Below are 16,567 nucleotides of genomic sequence, written 5' to 3'. Positions count from 1 at the left end.
AGAAGACACAACATATAGTGTCTTCTATATTTTATGACATGAATAATAACTTAAATTAGGAGAGTTTACAGATGAAAAAGGTTACAGTTTACACAAAAAATGGTTGTGTACAATGCGAAATGACTAAAAATGTTTTAAAAGGTGAAGGTGTAGAATTTACAGCTATCAACGTTGAAGAAGACCAAGAAGCATTTAACTATGTTGTAGAAGTGCTTAAATTGAGTCAAATGCCAGTAGTAGTAGTTGAAGGTGAAAAGCCATTCACAGGTTTTCAACCAGATAAATTGGCAGAGTTAAGTGAATAATGTTAATCACCTTTATTTCTCTTACCGGGAATGTAAGGAATTTTGTCAAATCAGTTGAAATGAGAAATTTGGAAGTAGATTTCTCGAATCCTTTAATAGAAATTAATGAGGATTTTATCATCATAGTACCTACATATGATAGTGAAATCACTGATATCATCAGTGAGTTGATAGAATATAAAGACAATATCAAGCACCTTATCGGTTTTGTTGGAAGTGGAAGTTTAAACTTTGATAAAGATTATTGTTTTAATGCAAAAGATTTATCTAATAAATATGACAAACCTCTACTTTTCACGTTTGAATTTAGTGGAACAAATGACGATGTTGTGAAATTTAAAAAGGAAGTTGAAGAATGGAATCACCAAAACTAAGTGGGAAAAGACAAGAAGAAACATATTTTAAATTAAACAATCTGCTTAATATTCCTAAAGATGGGAAAATACAATTACATAAAGATAAAGAGGCAGTTAAATCTTACTTTTTAGAATTTGTAAACCCAAAAACTATGTTTTTCCATACACTTGAGGAAAAATTAGATTATTTAATTGAAAATAATTACATAAAAAAAGATTTTTTAGATAAATATGATAGAGAATTTGTAAAACAGTTATTTAAATTTATTTATAGTTTTAAATTTAGATTTCGTTCTTTTATGGGAGCTTATAAGTTTTATTCTCAATATGCAATGAAAACAGATGATAAAGAATGGATACTTGAACGTTATGAAGATCGAGTAGCATTTAATGCATTGGCATTAGCAGGTGGAGACACTACATTTGCAATGGATTTAGCAGACGAACTTATCAATCAACGTTATCAACCTGCAACTCCAACATTTCTCAATATTGGAAAGAAACGTGCAGGAGAGATGGTTTCTTGCTTCTTATTAACTATCTCAGATGATATGAACTCAATTGGAAGAACTATAAACTCTGCCCTACAATTATCAAAATTGGGTGGAGGGGTAGGAATCAACTTATCAAATATTCGTGCCAATAACGATCCAATTAAAGGAGTATATGGATTAGCTGATGGTGTAATTCCTGTAATGAAATTATTTGAAGATGCTTTTTCTTATGCTAACCAAGGTGGAGCAAGGGATGGGGCAGGAGTTGTATATTTGAATGTATTTCATCCAGATATTGTAGATTTTTTATCTGTCCGAAAGGAAAATGCAGATGAAAAAGTTAGAATAAAAACACTATCACTTGGGTTGACTGTTCCAGACAAATTTTACGAATTAGCAAAAAACAATGCGAATATGTACTTGTTTAGTCCTCATGATGTTGAGAAGTTTTATGGTGTTCCTTTTTCATATGTAGATATTACAAAAGAATATGACAACATGGTAAACAACCCCAATATTCGTAAGACAAAAATTAAAGCACGTGAACTAGAGACAGAAATCAGTAACCTACAAAATGAAAGTGGATACCCATACATCATAAACATTGACACTGTTAATAAGAATAATCCTATTGATGGTGTGATAGTAATGAGTAATCTTTGCACTGAGATTTTTCAACCACATAAAAATTCAATCATCAATAATGATCAATCTTATGAAGTATTGGGAACAGATGTAAGTTGTAATCTAGCCTCAACAAACATGGTCAATCTGATGGAGTCAAAAGACTTTGGAAAATCGGTAAGAACAATGTTAAGAGCTTTGACATATGTGACAGATAATTCATCAATTGATGTAGTTCCAACAGTCAAGAATGGTAATGATGAAAACCACGCTGTAGGTTTGGGTGTAATGAATGCACATGGTTTTCTTGCTAAAAGTAAGATCGAATATGGTTCACCAGAAGCATTGGAGACAATCAGTGTGTATTATATGCTACTCAACTATTGGACTCTGGTGGAAAGTAACAATATATCTAGAGAGAGAAACACAACATTTAAAGACTTTGAGAAGTCTGGTTATGCAGATGGTTCATATTTTTCTAATTATCTAAGTAAAGTTGAAGGATATCATAACCATTTATCTCATGAAACAGGTGAATTTATTTTTAGCAATGATAAGGTTAAAAATTTATTTAAAGATATCTATATTCCTTCTTTACAAGATTGGTACTACTTAGAAAATGATGTTAAAACTTATGGGTTATATAACTCACATAGATTAGCAACTGCACCAACTGGTTCAATTTCTTATGTAAATGAGGCAACTGCTTCTCTACATCCAATAACTCACCGTATTGAAGAAAGAACAGAAGGTAAGCGTGGAAAAGTTTATTATCCTGCACCTTATCTTTCAGAAGAAACTTTGCCATACTATGTTTCTGCTTATGATATTGACCAAAGAAAAATAATTGATACTTATGCTGTAGCACAGATTCATGTAGATCAAGGTCTAAGTATGACAATGTTTATGAGGTCAGAACTTCCAGAAGGTATGTATGAGTGGAAAGTAAATAGTAAATATCCAACAAAAAAAACCACTAGAGATTTAACAATTCTTAGAAATTATGCTTGGAAAAAAGGAATCAAAAGTGTGTACTATATCAGAACTCACACTGATGACGGAGATACCATTGGTGCAAATGAATGCGAAAGTTGCAGTATTTAAGAGAGGTAGCAATAGATGAACATACATAATTATAAAGCAATAAACTGGAATGCTATTGAAGATAAAATTGACAAACTGACTTATGAAAAACTTACAGAACAGTTTTGGCTATCCACTAGAATGCCAGTATCTAAAGATAAATCAGATTGGACAAATCTTCCAGACAAAGAAAAGAAATTGGTAGAAAGAGTATTTGTTGGACTGACTATGCTAGACACTCTTCAATCAGAGGTTGGTGTGGATGCCCTTAAACCAGATGCAATTACAAAGCACGAAGTAGCAGTCTACAATAACATAGCATTTATGGAATCTGAACATGCACGTAGTTACTCTTCAATTTTTAGCACATTGAATACCAATAAAGAAATTCGAGAGATATTCGATTGGGCTGAAACACATGAAGCACTTCAACAAAAGGTGAAAATTATTGTAGGAATATATGAAAATGGAACACCGTTGCAGAAAAAAGTAGCAAGTGTATTTTTAGAATCATTCTTATTTTATTCTGGATTCTACACACCATTAAATTACTTAGGTAAGTCAAAACTTATTAATGTTGCAGAAGTTATAAAACTCATTATACGTGATGAGAGCGCACATGGAAGTTATATTGGATATAAATTCAAAGTTGGATTTTCTAAATTGAATGAGTATGAACAGGAAGAAATAAAGATTTGGACTTACCAGTTACTTTATCAGCTTTATGAAAATGAGTGTAAATACACTGAATATCTATATGATGAAGTTGGTTGGACAGAAGATGTAAAGTTATTTCTTAGATATAACGCTAATAAGGCACTAATGAATTTAGGGTTATCTCCATTATTTCCAGATACATCAGAAGACGTAAATCCGATTGTCATGAATGGGCTATCTACATCTACGACTAACCATGATTTCTTTTCATCTGTAGGTAATGGATATTTAATGTCTGTGGTAGAAGAAATGAATGACGATGATTACGATATATAGCATCTAAATTAGACAAGAGCAACAAATAATGGTATAATAAATACGTTAATAAAGGTGGATTCATTCCACCTTTTCAATTAGAACTTAAGGAGATCACACATAACATGGATAAAAAACAAAAGAAAAAAAGATATTATAAGCAAGACGAAGTAGTTTGGGTTAGAGAAGATAAAACATCAGCAATCGTAAAATCAATTAACAAAGAAACTCACAAAGCCACTGTTATCTTCAATGACGGAAATGAAAAAGAACTAGACCTCTGGGCAATTGATAAGCTAAAATTTGAGGCTAAGAAAAAATTAGTCAAAAATGAGAAAACTACATACTTAGCTTCTGTAAATGGTGGAGTTATTCCCACAAAAAAGAAAGAAAATGGTGGAAGAGATTGTTATGCAAGGCTTGAACCACAAGTTATTGATGGTAAACAAGTATATGAGTTACGCATACCGCAATTCACATTAGCTAGAATTCCTCTAGGGTTTGCTTCATACTTAGATATTGAAGATGTACTATCTCTAAAACATGAACGATCTTCTATAGGAAGTACAGGATTAATCATTGTAAGTGGTTTAATTGACTCTACATACCAAGGAGAAGTTATCCTTCAAGTTGTACCATTAGTTGCAGACATTGTAATTTCAAGTGATGTTGATGAAAAATATTTTGATGAAAAAACGAATACATACTTTGTACCATATAAAAAAGCAATAGCACAGGCAGTGATTTTCCCACAATCTCAAGCAGAAGATGTGCATGTTGATTATGATAAATTGTTAAGCAAACCAAGTACACGTGGTACTGGTGGATGGGGTTCAACTGGTAAATAAAAATTGAAGAGGATAATCCTCTTCTCTTTTTTTACCCATTGACAAGTGCAACAAATAATGTTAATCTACATTTAGAAAGGATGAAATGTATGCAAAAACCAGAATTTAAAGAACTAATGCCAAGTGAAGAGGATTTGAAGAAAGACTATACAATTGAAGGTATGGAAGATGTTGAAGAGAAATCCTTAGAGGAAATTATTCGTGAAGTTGCAGAAGAAGAAAATATGTCTGAGGAAGAAGTAAGAGATGCGATAGCAAACTTTAATAAATTCTCTAAAGCAAGTAAAAAATTCAAACAACCAAAACCTAAAAACCAAAAAGAAAAAGCTAAAAAGCGTAGTAAGATTGCTAAGAAATCTCGTAAGAAAAACCGTTAAGTACAACAAATAATTATAAAGGAGTTATCTTTATGGGAATTGTTTTGATCACAGCACCTTCTGGTTCTGGGAAAACTTATTTAATGAATTTGCTAAAGCGAAATTACAATGCAAAAGTAACTAAATTTATTGGAGAATGTATTTCACATACAACTAGAAAAATTCGTGAAAATGAAACTGATGGTGTAACATATTATTACGTTGATGAAGCTACTTTCGACAAAATGAGAGAGAATGATGAATTTGCTGAAAGTGTTGTATATGATGGTAAATTATATGGTATTACAAAAAAAGAAATCAAGCGAGTTCTTAGTCAAAATTATAACGTTTATATTATCGTCAACTATGATGGCTACAAACAGGTTAGTAATGCTTTTCCAGATTCCATTGGAATTTTCTTACACATGGATAAAAAGGATTGCTTGGCTAATATGTTGCTTCGTGGAGATACGATTGACGATGCTTTATCAAGAATTTCTACATATGAAGAAGAAATGAAAAACAGAACCGATTATGATTATGTCGTAAAGAACATTCGAGATAAAGAAAATGAAACAATAAAAATTATACACTCAATTATTGAACAGAATCAGTAATTGTATAAAATCAGTCTTTTATCAAAATGATGGGGGAGTAAAATGGAGGAATATGAAGTAAGAGAGAGCATAAGCGAGCCAATTTTAAAGAAATACCTCTATGGCTCTCGAATTTATAGAACTGCCACTAAAGATTCTGATTTTGATTATATTGTTGTAGTAGATGCCGATTCTGATTATGAATATAGCGTAGACAATGATGAGGGTAATTTCAAAGTTTTAAGTGAACCTGCATTCATAAGACGAATCGAAGAACACTACATAAGTGCTTTAGAATGTATTTTTCAAAGTGAAAATGATCCGTATTTAGTATTCTTTAAAAGGAATAAAGAAACTCTACGAAGGTCAATATCATCCACAGCATCAGTTAGTTTTGGAAAGTGTGGAAAAAAACTAAAAGATGGTGAAATCTACATTGCTAAAAAAAGTCTATTTCATTCATTGAGAATCTTAGAATTTGGTATACAAATTGCCAAATACAATAAAATCGTTAATTACTCTAGAGCAAATGGATATTACAAGGAAATCATGGATATGGATTCAACAGATTGGCAAGATTATAAGGATAAATTCAAACCACTATATAATAGTTTGAAGAGTTATTTAAAGTTCTTAGCACCGTTGGAGTGAATTTAATGAAAAGTAAAAAGGGAAGGTATTGGCTTTTTGCCTTTAATGAAGAGCCAAATGGAGGTCTTAATGACTATCTCTTCTCTTTTAATACAATTGAAGAATATGAAGAAGAGATTTTAGAACACAAATTCTATGACCAATATCAACTATTGGATACCAGAACACATTTCCATTTCTCTCATGATATTGGAGAATTGACTAAATGGATTTGTAAAAACATAGGAGATGAAGGATATGAAGAAATATTCTAATAAAAAAACACAAAACAAATTCAACAAAAATTTGAAGCGATTAATTATAGCGGTATTAATTCTATTATTGTTCAGCTATTTAAATGGACTAAATGGAAAAATAACAGCAATTGCTAAGTACAATCAAACTCAAAGCAGTCATATTAAAAATATAGAATCTGTAAATGCTAAATTGTCAGAGATTGTGATGAAGCAACAGGATCAAATACAACAAATCAAACAGGTTCAAGATAGTGTACCTAAATTTTCAGAAGTACCAATGACTGAGCCAAAATCAATTGAAGAAGAAAAGAAATCATTTGATGATGTATTAAGTCCAACTGACTTTGTACCTACAGTTGTTGCAGGTTTGCTAACATTCGGTCAAATGGTGAAAGTTTTAATGCCTACAATACCATAGGAGAACACAATAATGATAAATAATGAACTACATAGTAAGATAATTTTAAATGAACTAGAAGAAGATTTTACATATAGTTGGGGTATAGAAGCACTAAACATTCCTCAAGTTTGGAATAAAACAAAAGGTGAAGGTGTAAAGATTGCCACTATAGATACTGGAATAGATGAGAGTCATCCAGATTTAAAATCTTTCAAATTAGGTATAAATATGTTCACCAAAACAAAAGATGTTTCTGATTTGTATGGTCATGGATCACATGTAGCAGGTTTACTTGTTGGTGAAAAAACAGGCATTGCCCCAGAAGCAGAGTTATATGTAGCTAAAGTATTAGATGATAACGGAAACGGCAGTATGGCAAGCATTTTAGATGGAATTACCTTTGCAATTAATTTCAAGATTGATGTTCTTTGCATGAGTTTAGGCATTAGAAAAGGCTTACCAAATATTCTCTTAGAGAGAATAATGAGAGCTTATGAAAAAGGAATCACAATTGTTTGTGCCACTGGAAACTCTGGAATCAATGAAGTCGAATATCCTGCACACTTAAAAGAAGTGATAGGAGTTGGTGGGGTAGGAGAAGATATGCGAAGAACGAACTTTACCAATCATGGTGAAGGGTTAGATGTACTTGCACCTTCGACTAATATTATAAGTACCTATAAAGATAACAATTATGCAATTATGTCTGGAACTTCAATGGCTTCACCATTTGTGGCAGGGCAAATTGCTTTGCTGATATCCTATTACAGAAAACAAGGAATAGAGTTAAGTCCAATAGACATTAAGAAATTTATTGAATTAAGCAAGACAGATAGTGGGATGTTTGATCTCACTAAAATTATTGATTGACAGATACAACAAATAATTGTAAAATAAACATTAAGGGGATAGTAAATTGGCTTATCAAGCATACATAACTAGTGTCAAAGAATTAAGAAAACATTCAAATGCAGACAGGTTACAAGTTGCAACTTTATTTGGTAATGATGTAATTGTTGGTTTAGATGTAAAAGTTGGAGACTTAGGTGTTTATTTCCCTACAGATGGAAAGTTAGGTTTAGAATACGCAAAGGAAAACAACTTGCTTCGTATTAGTGGAAGTAATTCTGGTGGTTATCTTGATCCAAACAAACGTCACATTACGACAATTAAACTTAGAGGTGAAAAATCTGATGGTTTATTTATGCCAATAGAAAGTTTATCTCGATTCTGCAAAACTTCTTCACTCAAAGAAGGAGATTCTGTCACTGTATTAAATGGAACTGTCATCTGTGAAAAATACATCCCTAAAGGCAAAGAAAAGAAAGATATGCCGAATCAACCTAAGAAGAAAGTTAAAGATAAAGAATCATTTCCTTACTTTGAAAAACACCTTGATACAGCACAATTAGCATACAATACCAATAGTTTTAAAGAAGGTGACTTATGTTACATTACTTTAAAAATGCATGGTACTTCTCAACGAACATCTTATGCAATTAAAAAGAAAACATCTTTCTTAAATAAACTATTGAAGAGATTCAATATCAACCACAAAGATTGGGAACATGTAACTGGAACAAGGAATGTTACATTAAAAAATTTTGAAGGTGGATATTATGGTGGAAATGGTTTCCGACAACAATGGCATGATTTCTTCGATAACAAACTTCAAAAAGGTGAAAGCGTATACTATGAGGTTGTAGGATACACTGGTGAAAATCAATTCATTATGCCAGAATGCAACAATAGTAAAACCAAAGACAAAAGCTTCATTAAGCAATTTGGTGAAAAGACTCAATATACATATGGTTGTGAGAATGGTAAGAGTGATATTTATGTCTATCGTATGACTATGACAAATGAAGATGGTCATACAGTAGAATACCCTTGGCACTTAGTTAAAATGCGCTGTGAACAAATGGGAGTTAAATATTGCCCAGAGTTTGATAAATTCGAATTTACCACTGTTGAAGACTTAATGACCAGAGTTAAAAAGTATGAAGATGGTGCTGATCCAATTGGAAAAACACATATTCGTGAAGGAATTATTGTTAGAGTTGACAACAAGGAAAAATTCACAGCTTACAAGCATAAAAACTTCCACTTTAAAGTTTTAGAGTCAATTATAAAAGCTGATGATGTATTAGACATGGAAGAATCTGAATCACTATAAGTGCAACAAATAATAACATAAAGAGGTGTAACATGGATCAACCAAAATTTCTTATGCTTTGTGGGCTTGCCGGGAGTGGCAAGTCTACATTTGCAGAAGCTTTAATTTCAGCCACTAAAGTTGAAGATGTAGATGTGGAAATAGCATATCTTTCATCTGATGCTATAAGACTTGAATTATTTGGTGATGAATCAAGTCAAGAAAATAATGCAGTTGTGTTTGAAGAAATGAGAAAGCGAACATTAGAAGCAATGAAGAAAGGAAAGTTCGTAATTTATGATGCTACCAATATTAGTCGTAAAAAACGTTCGCACTTGCTTCGACAACTGCCAAAAAACTCATTCAAGACTATTGTATATTTGACTTCTAATCTAGAAATTGCACAATCTCAAAATCTTCAAAGGGAACGTGTTGTACCATTTGGTGCAATAGAAAGAATGTATAAGAATCTCCAAATACCTATTTATAGTGAAGGTTGGAATAAGATTATATTCGAATATGATGATGAAACTTTGAATAATGAGTTTCCGAAACAGTTTTCTGATGCAGTTAGACTAGGTGTTTCACTTGGTAGAGAAGGATATGACCTCATGAATTTTCTTTCTACATATTTCAATGAATTTAGTAAGGTGATGGATTTAGCACAAGATTCTAAATACCATTCATTCTCAGTAAGTAGACACACATATTATGTTTATAAACATGTTTTAGACAACTATAATGCAGAAAACGAAAGAGAAAGAGAAATCATGCTATGGACTGCACTTCTTCATGATCTCGGAAAACATCTTTGTAAAAGCTTTATTAATCGAAAAGGTGAAGAAGTAAGATATGCGAATTTCATTGGACATGAACATGTTGGTTCACAAATTGCTATAAGGATACTTAAACGGTTAGGTTTTGATGAATCATTTATACATACAGTTTCATTGCTTATTCAGTTTCATATGTTTTTACTGGATGATAAAGCAAATCCAGACAAATTAAAAAATCATGTTGGGGAAGATCATTTCAAACGTCTTGAGTTTTTAAGAGAAGCAGACACTTTAGCACATTAAAATACATAAAGAGAGGTAGATTCACTATGTCAGAACAAAACAAAAACAATAATGAGAACAATAACAATAATAAAAATAACAGAAAGAAAAGGGAATTTATCTTAAATAAAGATGTAGATGCCCAATCTGTTGAAAACATTCTGATGGAAATTATTGAAATCAATCGTATTGACAGCGAAAAAGAAAAAGAAGACGAAAATTATGTAAGAGAACCAATCAAAGTAATTGTCAACTCTTATGGTGGTGTTTGTCACGATGGTATTGCTTTAGCAGGGGTTATTGATTCTAGTGAAACTCCTGTTTATACATACATCTATGGTAAAGCAATGAGCATGGGATTTTATATCTTTGCTTCTGGTCATAGAAGGTTTGCACATCCAATGGCAACATTTATGTTTCATGATACTGCTTTTGGTATCCATGCAAAAACTCAAGGAGTAGAAGAATATCTAAAACAAGCAATTTCACTAAGAACGAGAATGAATGAATTTCTTCTCAGTGTCACAAACCTACCAAAAGAAAAAATGGAAGAAGCTATTAAATATCAAATTGACTGGTATTTAACTCCCCATGAAGCTATTGAATATGGTTTGGCAGATGAACTTATTAAATCCACTCGAAACCGCAACAAATAATTATTAATTAGAGGTGTAATATGAATATACAAGAAGTTTATGAAATTTTTCACCAATTAGAAACTAATGGAGCTAAAACGGCAAAAGAAGAAATTTTAAAACAGCATGAGGGCAATGAGGATTTTCGCAAAGCCCTTGTGTTTCTTCTAAATCCATATGTAGTTACAGGACTTTCTACAAAGAAAATAAATAAAAAAGTAAAAAATCAAGAAGTTTTAATTGACATTGGTTCTCTTGATTCATTAATTACTTATCTTTCAACACGTAATAGTGGTAGAGATTTTGATATTGCCAATATCCAACACTTTATCAACTCCTTAGATTCAGATGAACTAAAAACATTTGTAAGAAAATTCGTCACTAAATCACTAAAAGTTGGCATCACAAGTAAGACTGTAAATAAAGTATATGGTAAAGACACTGTTCCAAGTTTCTCAGTAATGTTGGCTGAGTCCTTTGCTAAGAAAGAAAAGAAAATTACAGGCAAATTTTTCGTTACTCTTAAACTTGATGGAAACCGTTGCCTAGCAGTTAAAGAAGATGGTCAAACAAAATTTTTCACTAGAAGTGGTCAGCAGATTGAAGGAATGGTTGATTTAGAAGAACACTTTGAAGCATTACCCGATGGATGGGTGTTTGATGGTGAAATCTTATTAAAGAATGAGGATAATCTTCCTTCCAAAGAACTTTTTACAGCTACACAAAAGGTAGTTCGTAAAGATGGTGAGAAGAAAAACTTAGAGTTTTACATGTTTGACATGCTACCTTTGACAGAATTTAAAGATGGAACTTCAAAAAATACATATGAGAAACGAAGAAAACAGCTTGACTTACTTGATGAGCAAATCATAGAAGAAAGTGAATATATTTATACTCTTCCTGTTCTATATGAAGGAAAAGATAAAAGTATTATCCCTAACATTATGTCTAAAGTCACAGCAGAAGGTTTTGAAGGTCTGATGATTAATTCAGCAGATGGGCTATATCAAGCAAAAAGAACTGTTGATCTTCAAAAAGTTAAAGAGTTTAAAACAGCAGACTTGCTTGTAATGAGTGCAGAGAGAGCTATTGACGGTCAATTTGAGGGATTATTGAGTCGTGTAAATGTTGAATACAAAGGTAATTTAGTTGGTGTGGGTTCTGGTTTTACACTAGAGGATCGTCATAATTATATAGAATGCCCAGACCTTATTGTTGGAAAGATCATTGAAGTGCAATTCTTTGAAGAAAGTAAAGATGAAAAGACAGGTCTACCATCTATGCGATTCCCGACATTTAAAGGTATCCGTCACGACAAGACTGTGGAGGATATAAATTACGGAGAGTGATTTCTATTATGAAAAATTTTTTTCTAAGAAGAAAATTGAATAAAGGAAAACTAGTTGAAATTGGCAATGAAGTTAGTGTTAATGACTACCTTCCTGTCTTAACTGATATTGCTTTAAAAAACAACTTTGCAATTGTAGTAGGTAATCAAACAAGAGCAGATATGCTTTTATATACAGAAGTTACTGTACTTCGATTAGCACAAACATTCACCAAAGAAGTTTTAAATAACAATCAACCTTTACTAGTAGATGATTCAATCGGTCTTGAAATGCTTAACTGGCTGAAATCACAAGGTAAGGATATACGTGGTGGAGTTTACAGAAGGAATGATAACAATGGAAAATAGAATTATCTTAGTGTTGCATAACCATCTTGATTTAGGTAGTAGGTCAAGAAGTATGCACCTAGTAACAGAATTAATGAAGAAAGAAAAGAAAAATTCAAAGTTAAGCAACGAAACAGTTGACTTACATCATAGATACACTGCTAGATATCAAAATGGTAGCAAAATTGTAATGTCATCTATCAAAGATAATCCTGTGAGAAAAGGGTCAAGATATACTCACATTTACCTTGATGAATCTATTACTAATATGCCGAATTTTAATGCGTTATTAACCGAATTGTTCTTCCCTCATACTGTAATGTATGAGAACTCGGATAATGGTGTATATATCTTTGACAAAAATTTAAATTTCAAACAAATGCAATAAATAATAATAATTTCAAATTGTGTTCTGTTTCGATTTTAATATACATATTATACATTAACCCTAATTTTACACGTATTTTCCCTATTTAAAATGTGTAATGGAGATTTTTTCACCCTAGAGGTTGAGAAGAAACATTGGTTTTAAAGCCCTTTTCCTCCCTCAACCTCTAGGGTATTTTTATAGCTAGTTCACCCTAAAGAATAAATATGCAAATTGATGTATTTTTATTACTTAATCATCTGAGTTGATGATATTAGCGATTTTTGTCCGTTATTGTAGAAGACCTCTATAGATTCTGCACCTGCAATAATATGTGAGACATTTTCAATTATAAACTCTCTTGTAACATCTATTTCACCAATTGCAAAGTGACCAGAAATAAGCCAAACTACCTCTTCCTCACTGATTTGATTTCTGTCACAAGCATTAGAACCATAATTATCATATTTAGAACATACATATACAGGCTTTTTAGATCGTTTTTTATACTTATGTTTTTTGTTACACGTGAAACAATATATCTTCCCTTTAAATAAAGACATGGTTAATACCTCCCTTTATTTTATTATACCAAGGAGTGACCAACATGAAAGTACGGATTATCCCTAATCATAAATTGTTTGAAAAATTTAAAAATGACTATGCTGAAAAAGTTCCCCAAGAAGTCATTGACCGTATTGCAAAAGAAATACATAAAAGATATCCATAATAAGAATACTCTATTTAGAACATAGCGATATGTTCTTTTTTTATTGTTTTTATCAAGAAAATTGGTATAATAAATACAAAGAATAATCATATAGGAGGTTTATAATGACTGATATTTGGACAAGCGAAGAAATTAAAATCCTTAAAGAAAATTATCAAGTAAAAGGCATTGAAAAAACTACTGCCCTCCTTAAACGTTTTCAAGCCAGTGAAGTTAGAGATAAAGCAGAAAGGCTTGGACTTAAAAGAAAAAGAAAAAAGAGAATTATTTGGTCAGACAAAGATAAGAAAAAATTAAGTGAACTTTACCCTCATTCAATTAATGCAGATTTAGTTGAAGAATTTGCCCACATGGAGATTAATGAAAATGATTTACGAAGGAAAGCTCATCAACTTGGTTTAAAGAAAACAGTAGAGGCTCAAGAACTCGCCAAGCAACAAAGAATGAAGACTAGAAAAGATGGTTGGACTGATGAAGAAATAGAAATTTTGAAGAAATACTATCCTACTCATGGTGTCAAAGGTTGTATGATTTATTTGGACAGGTCTTACAATGCAATTTCAAGCCAAGCTGAAAAACAAGGCTTATGGGGAACTGTTGAAAAGTCTTGGATGGCAACAGATATTACACCAAATGAAAATGATTTATTTTCAGTAACTTTAACGTATGAAAGGACTGACATAATTAATGACAACTCAAGTGCAAGCTGATGAAATTTCTGCACCTAAAGAATCAAATATAGATACCGTTGCACTATATGTTAGGAAAAGTCGTGGTGATTTAGAAAAAGACTTAGAAAAACATAAATCTGCAATGATAGCAAAATGTAAACATGAAGGTTGGAAGTATGTCCTATACGAAGAAATTGGTTCTGGTGACTCCATAGCAGGAAGACCAATAATGCAACAACTATTACAAGACGTTGAAGAAAAATCATTTGATGCTGTCATAGGATATGATTATGCACGTATTGGTCGTGGAGGAAGTGGAGATCAAGAAAAAATCCTAATTACTTTTAGAAATACCTACACTTACTACATTACAATAAGTCCCTATAAGATATTTGACTTCAACAATGAAAGTGATGAACAGCAAGCAGAAATTCAAGGATTTATTTCGAAATTTGAATACAGAGAAATTAAACGTAGGCTAAGAGATGGTAAAAGAAATGGATTATTTGCAGGAAACTTTGTCTATAGTCTTGCACCATATGGTTACATCTACAATCCAAAAACAAAGGGTTTAGATGTTGATGAAGAAAAGTACAAGCACATACGAATGATGGTGGAATGGATATTAAATGGAAAATCAACTTATGAAGTAGCTTGGGAATTGAATAAATTAAAACTTCCTTCACCTAAAGGTGGTAAATGGTATCATTCAACAATTCAGAGGATGATGTGTAATAGAGTGTATACAGGTTGCATAGTTGGAAATAAATCTAAAGGTGCTTCAAAAAAGTACAGAGAAAAACATCCTAATGCAAGACCATATGAACGCATCCCAGAATCAAAATGGATTGTGGTTGAAAATTGTCATAAGGAAATAATCACAGAAGAAGAACTAAACAAAATGAAAGACATATTCAAAAATCGACCAAAAAGAAGATACACCAACCAAGCAAGAATGTTCTCTGGATTAATTAAATGTGGATCATGTGGAAAAAACATACCTCATAAAACACCAGAAAGTATGTGTAATTGTGAATGTGGAAACAGAGGTGGATACACTGACATAATCCAAGATGCAATTTATCAAACAGCAAACATTATTAAGTACCGACTTGAAAATGTAGAAAAAGATGATATGCAGAAACAAAAGGAAAACAATTTACAAAATAAAATCAATGACTTAGAAGATAGGTTGGCAAAAGAAGAACTTGCAATTGAACGAATTGAGGATGCTTATGAGGAAGGTGCTTACGACCTCAATCGCTACAGAAAGAAAATGAAACAGCGTGAAGAGAATAAGTTAGAACTGGAAAACGATTTGAAAAAAATAAGAAAGCAAATGCAAGTCACAGATAAGAATGAACGTAATGAAACAATCTCATCAATTGGATTGTTTATGCAAGACATTCTAGAAGCCAAGGATCATGAAGCAATGAACAATCTTTATAAGAGCATAATCAAAGAAATAATATGGTTAAAAAATCAAGATGCAACGAAAGCGAGCGTGACTGTAAATTTTCTCTAAGGGGATAACCATTAGTTAAGAATTGTATAGGTGATTTAATGGCAACATTAGAGCAACGGATTCATTGGTCGCGCGAGCCATTAAATCACCGGTACGATTCTTCCCAAAGAAAGTAGGCGTCATCTTCAGGAAATGGTTCATCAGCCGTGAACGCATCGAACGCTCCATAATCATGGCACCGCTGAACAGGGTATAATCCCAAAGATAGGAGAGCGTATAACTCGCTGCAATTAACCCTCCATACAGCAGCATCACATGAATGAGTTTATCCATCTTCAATGAATTAAATTGGATCTCATCAATCGCCATCCCTACTAATTTAGGAGGAATCAGATCAATCGCACTTACAACAATCAGCGCGATAATAGCGAAGGTGTAACGCTTCCAATATTTTTTAAAAAACCAACCTAATTTAAATAACACACTAAACATAAAAGTCCCGCCCTTTCCCAATTAAAATCCAGCTAGCCGCTTTCTTTCCAATCATCGTTCCATTCTTTCCTGACTCTGATTCTTTCCATCTCATAAGTACCTCCTAGAATTTTTTATATAGAACAACTGGTGAACTTTTCATAAAGTTCGCAGCTGAAACTAACCATAAAGCAGAAATTCTGTAAAAGACGCAAAAAAGCATACGTCCAGGACGTATGCTTGAGAACATTAAACGGCCACGGCAATACGCGGCTTTCATTTTCCCGTAATCACGTTCTTAAAGGGTTAGAATGGAGCCACGATCTTTATAAAGTTACGGATTCTTTCAAATCTTAGCTTTTCCATGATCGTGACCTCCTTTCTATCCATGATTATATATTATATAATTTTCAAAATTT

Annotated in this window: 22 protein-coding genes; 20 read left to right on the top strand and 2 right to left on the bottom strand. The window is 32.2% G+C overall.

Translation table 11 applies throughout. The annotated features are described in order from the left end of the window. The first annotated feature begins 71 nt into the window (after positions 1-71). From Q7A53_RS05140 to Q7A53_RS05060, 17 genes are all read left to right on the top strand, one after another. A complete protein-coding gene (locus Q7A53_RS05140; protein WP_411788055.1) occupies positions 72-305 on the top strand; it encodes a glutaredoxin family protein in 234 nt (77 codons plus the stop codon). Further along, the gene (gene nrdI / locus Q7A53_RS05135; RefSeq protein ID WP_411788054.1) at positions 305-679 is read left to right on the top strand and encodes a class Ib ribonucleoside-diphosphate reductase assembly flavoprotein NrdI; all 375 of its coding nucleotides are present in this window, start codon (positions 305-307) and stop codon (positions 677-679) included. The genes Q7A53_RS05140 and nrdI overlap by 1 nt, the downstream gene beginning before the upstream one ends. Further along, positions 661-2,883: a class 1b ribonucleoside-diphosphate reductase subunit alpha gene (nrdE, locus tag Q7A53_RS05130; RefSeq protein ID WP_411788053.1), complete on the top strand. Its 2,223-nt coding sequence runs from the start codon at positions 661-663 to the stop codon at positions 2,881-2,883. Before nrdI ends, nrdE begins: the two co-directional genes overlap by 19 nt. Before the next feature lie 15 nt (positions 2,884-2,898). Continuing rightward, positions 2,899-3,855, top strand: a complete 957-nt coding sequence (gene nrdF, locus Q7A53_RS05125) for a class 1b ribonucleoside-diphosphate reductase subunit beta (protein ID WP_411788052.1) — start codon at positions 2,899-2,901, stop codon at positions 3,853-3,855. A 104-nt stretch (positions 3,856-3,959) separates the two neighbouring features. Beyond that, a complete protein-coding gene (locus Q7A53_RS05120) occupies positions 3,960-4,682 on the top strand; it encodes a hypothetical protein (protein WP_411788051.1) in 723 nt (240 codons plus the stop codon). Positions 4,683-4,771: 89 nt separating this feature from the next. Continuing rightward, on the top strand, positions 4,772-5,059 hold the full coding sequence (locus Q7A53_RS05115) for a hypothetical protein (protein ID WP_411788050.1): 288 nt from the start codon (positions 4,772-4,774) through the stop codon (positions 5,057-5,059). A 32-nt stretch (positions 5,060-5,091) separates the two neighbouring features. Beyond that, positions 5,092-5,655, top strand: a complete 564-nt coding sequence (locus tag Q7A53_RS05110) for a guanylate kinase (RefSeq protein ID WP_411788049.1) — start codon at positions 5,092-5,094, stop codon at positions 5,653-5,655. A gap of 42 nt (positions 5,656-5,697) precedes the next feature. Beyond that, on the top strand, positions 5,698-6,285 hold the full coding sequence (locus Q7A53_RS05105) for a nucleotidyltransferase family protein (protein ID WP_411788048.1): 588 nt from the start codon (positions 5,698-5,700) through the stop codon (positions 6,283-6,285). A 5-nt stretch (positions 6,286-6,290) separates the two neighbouring features. Further along, positions 6,291-6,539 carry a hypothetical protein gene (locus tag Q7A53_RS05100; RefSeq protein WP_411788047.1) on the top strand — a complete coding sequence of 83 codons (249 nt, stop codon included), beginning with the start codon at positions 6,291-6,293 and terminating at the stop codon, positions 6,537-6,539. After that, complete coding sequence (locus tag Q7A53_RS05095; RefSeq protein ID WP_411788046.1) at positions 6,523-6,939, top strand: hypothetical protein; 417 nt, start codon at positions 6,523-6,525, stop codon at positions 6,937-6,939. Before Q7A53_RS05100 ends, Q7A53_RS05095 begins: the two co-directional genes overlap by 17 nt. Positions 6,940-6,951: 12 nt before the next feature. Then, positions 6,952-7,791: a S8 family peptidase gene (locus Q7A53_RS05090; RefSeq protein WP_411788045.1), complete on the top strand. Its 840-nt coding sequence runs from the start codon at positions 6,952-6,954 to the stop codon at positions 7,789-7,791. A gap of 46 nt (positions 7,792-7,837) precedes the next feature. Beyond that, positions 7,838-9,097, top strand: a complete 1,260-nt coding sequence (locus Q7A53_RS05085; RefSeq protein ID WP_411788044.1) for a hypothetical protein — start codon at positions 7,838-7,840, stop codon at positions 9,095-9,097. A 32-nt stretch (positions 9,098-9,129) separates the two neighbouring features. Next, complete coding sequence (locus tag Q7A53_RS05080; protein WP_411788043.1) at positions 9,130-10,155, top strand: AAA family ATPase; 1,026 nt, start codon at positions 9,130-9,132, stop codon at positions 10,153-10,155. Positions 10,156-10,181: 26 nt separating this feature from the next. Next, on the top strand, positions 10,182-10,790 hold the full coding sequence (locus Q7A53_RS05075; RefSeq protein WP_411788042.1) for an ATP-dependent Clp protease proteolytic subunit: 609 nt from the start codon (positions 10,182-10,184) through the stop codon (positions 10,788-10,790). 20 nt (positions 10,791-10,810) lie between these two features. Continuing rightward, positions 10,811-12,118, top strand: a complete 1,308-nt coding sequence (locus Q7A53_RS05070; RefSeq protein WP_411788041.1) for an ATP-dependent DNA ligase — start codon at positions 10,811-10,813, stop codon at positions 12,116-12,118. An 8-nt stretch (positions 12,119-12,126) separates the two neighbouring features. After that, positions 12,127-12,465 carry a hypothetical protein gene (locus Q7A53_RS05065; protein WP_411788040.1) on the top strand — a complete coding sequence of 113 codons (339 nt, stop codon included), beginning with the start codon at positions 12,127-12,129 and terminating at the stop codon, positions 12,463-12,465. Further along, on the top strand, positions 12,455-12,832 hold the full coding sequence (locus Q7A53_RS05060) for a hypothetical protein (protein WP_411788039.1): 378 nt from the start codon (positions 12,455-12,457) through the stop codon (positions 12,830-12,832). The genes Q7A53_RS05065 and Q7A53_RS05060 overlap by 11 nt, the downstream gene beginning before the upstream one ends. A gap of 227 nt (positions 12,833-13,059) precedes the next feature. Here Q7A53_RS05060 and Q7A53_RS05055 read toward each other — a convergent pair whose 3' ends face one another. Beyond that, complete coding sequence (locus Q7A53_RS05055) at positions 13,060-13,374, bottom strand: recombinase zinc beta ribbon domain-containing protein (protein ID WP_411788038.1); 315 nt, start codon at positions 13,372-13,374, stop codon at positions 13,060-13,062. 44 nt (positions 13,375-13,418) lie between these two features. Between Q7A53_RS05055 and Q7A53_RS05050 the strand changes: the two genes are divergently transcribed. From Q7A53_RS05050 to Q7A53_RS05040, 3 genes are all read left to right on the top strand, one after another. Then, positions 13,419-13,541: a hypothetical protein gene (locus Q7A53_RS05050; protein ID WP_411788037.1), complete on the top strand. Its 123-nt coding sequence runs from the start codon at positions 13,419-13,421 to the stop codon at positions 13,539-13,541. Positions 13,542-13,645: 104 nt separating this feature from the next. Next, positions 13,646-14,251, top strand: a complete 606-nt coding sequence (locus tag Q7A53_RS05045) for a hypothetical protein (protein WP_411788036.1) — start codon at positions 13,646-13,648, stop codon at positions 14,249-14,251. After that, positions 14,229-15,737 carry a recombinase family protein gene (locus Q7A53_RS05040; protein WP_411788035.1) on the top strand — a complete coding sequence of 503 codons (1,509 nt, stop codon included), beginning with the start codon at positions 14,229-14,231 and terminating at the stop codon, positions 15,735-15,737. The genes Q7A53_RS05045 and Q7A53_RS05040 overlap by 23 nt, the downstream gene beginning before the upstream one ends. Before the next feature lie 15 nt (positions 15,738-15,752). On the opposite strand, the gene Q7A53_RS05035 is transcribed toward Q7A53_RS05040, so the two are convergent. Next, on the bottom strand, positions 15,753-16,169 hold the full coding sequence (locus Q7A53_RS05035; protein ID WP_411788034.1) for an ABC transporter transmembrane domain-containing protein: 417 nt from the start codon (positions 16,167-16,169) through the stop codon (positions 15,753-15,755). Positions 16,170-16,567: the final 398 nt, after the last annotated feature.

Source organism: Halobacillus rhizosphaerae (assembly GCF_046719735.1).
Taxonomy (GTDB): Bacteria; Bacillota; Bacilli; order Bacillales; family Halobacillaceae; genus Halobacillus_B; species Halobacillus_B rhizosphaerae.
Note: the sequence above shows the minus strand (reverse complement) of the source record. Positions and strands in the feature narration are given on the sequence as shown.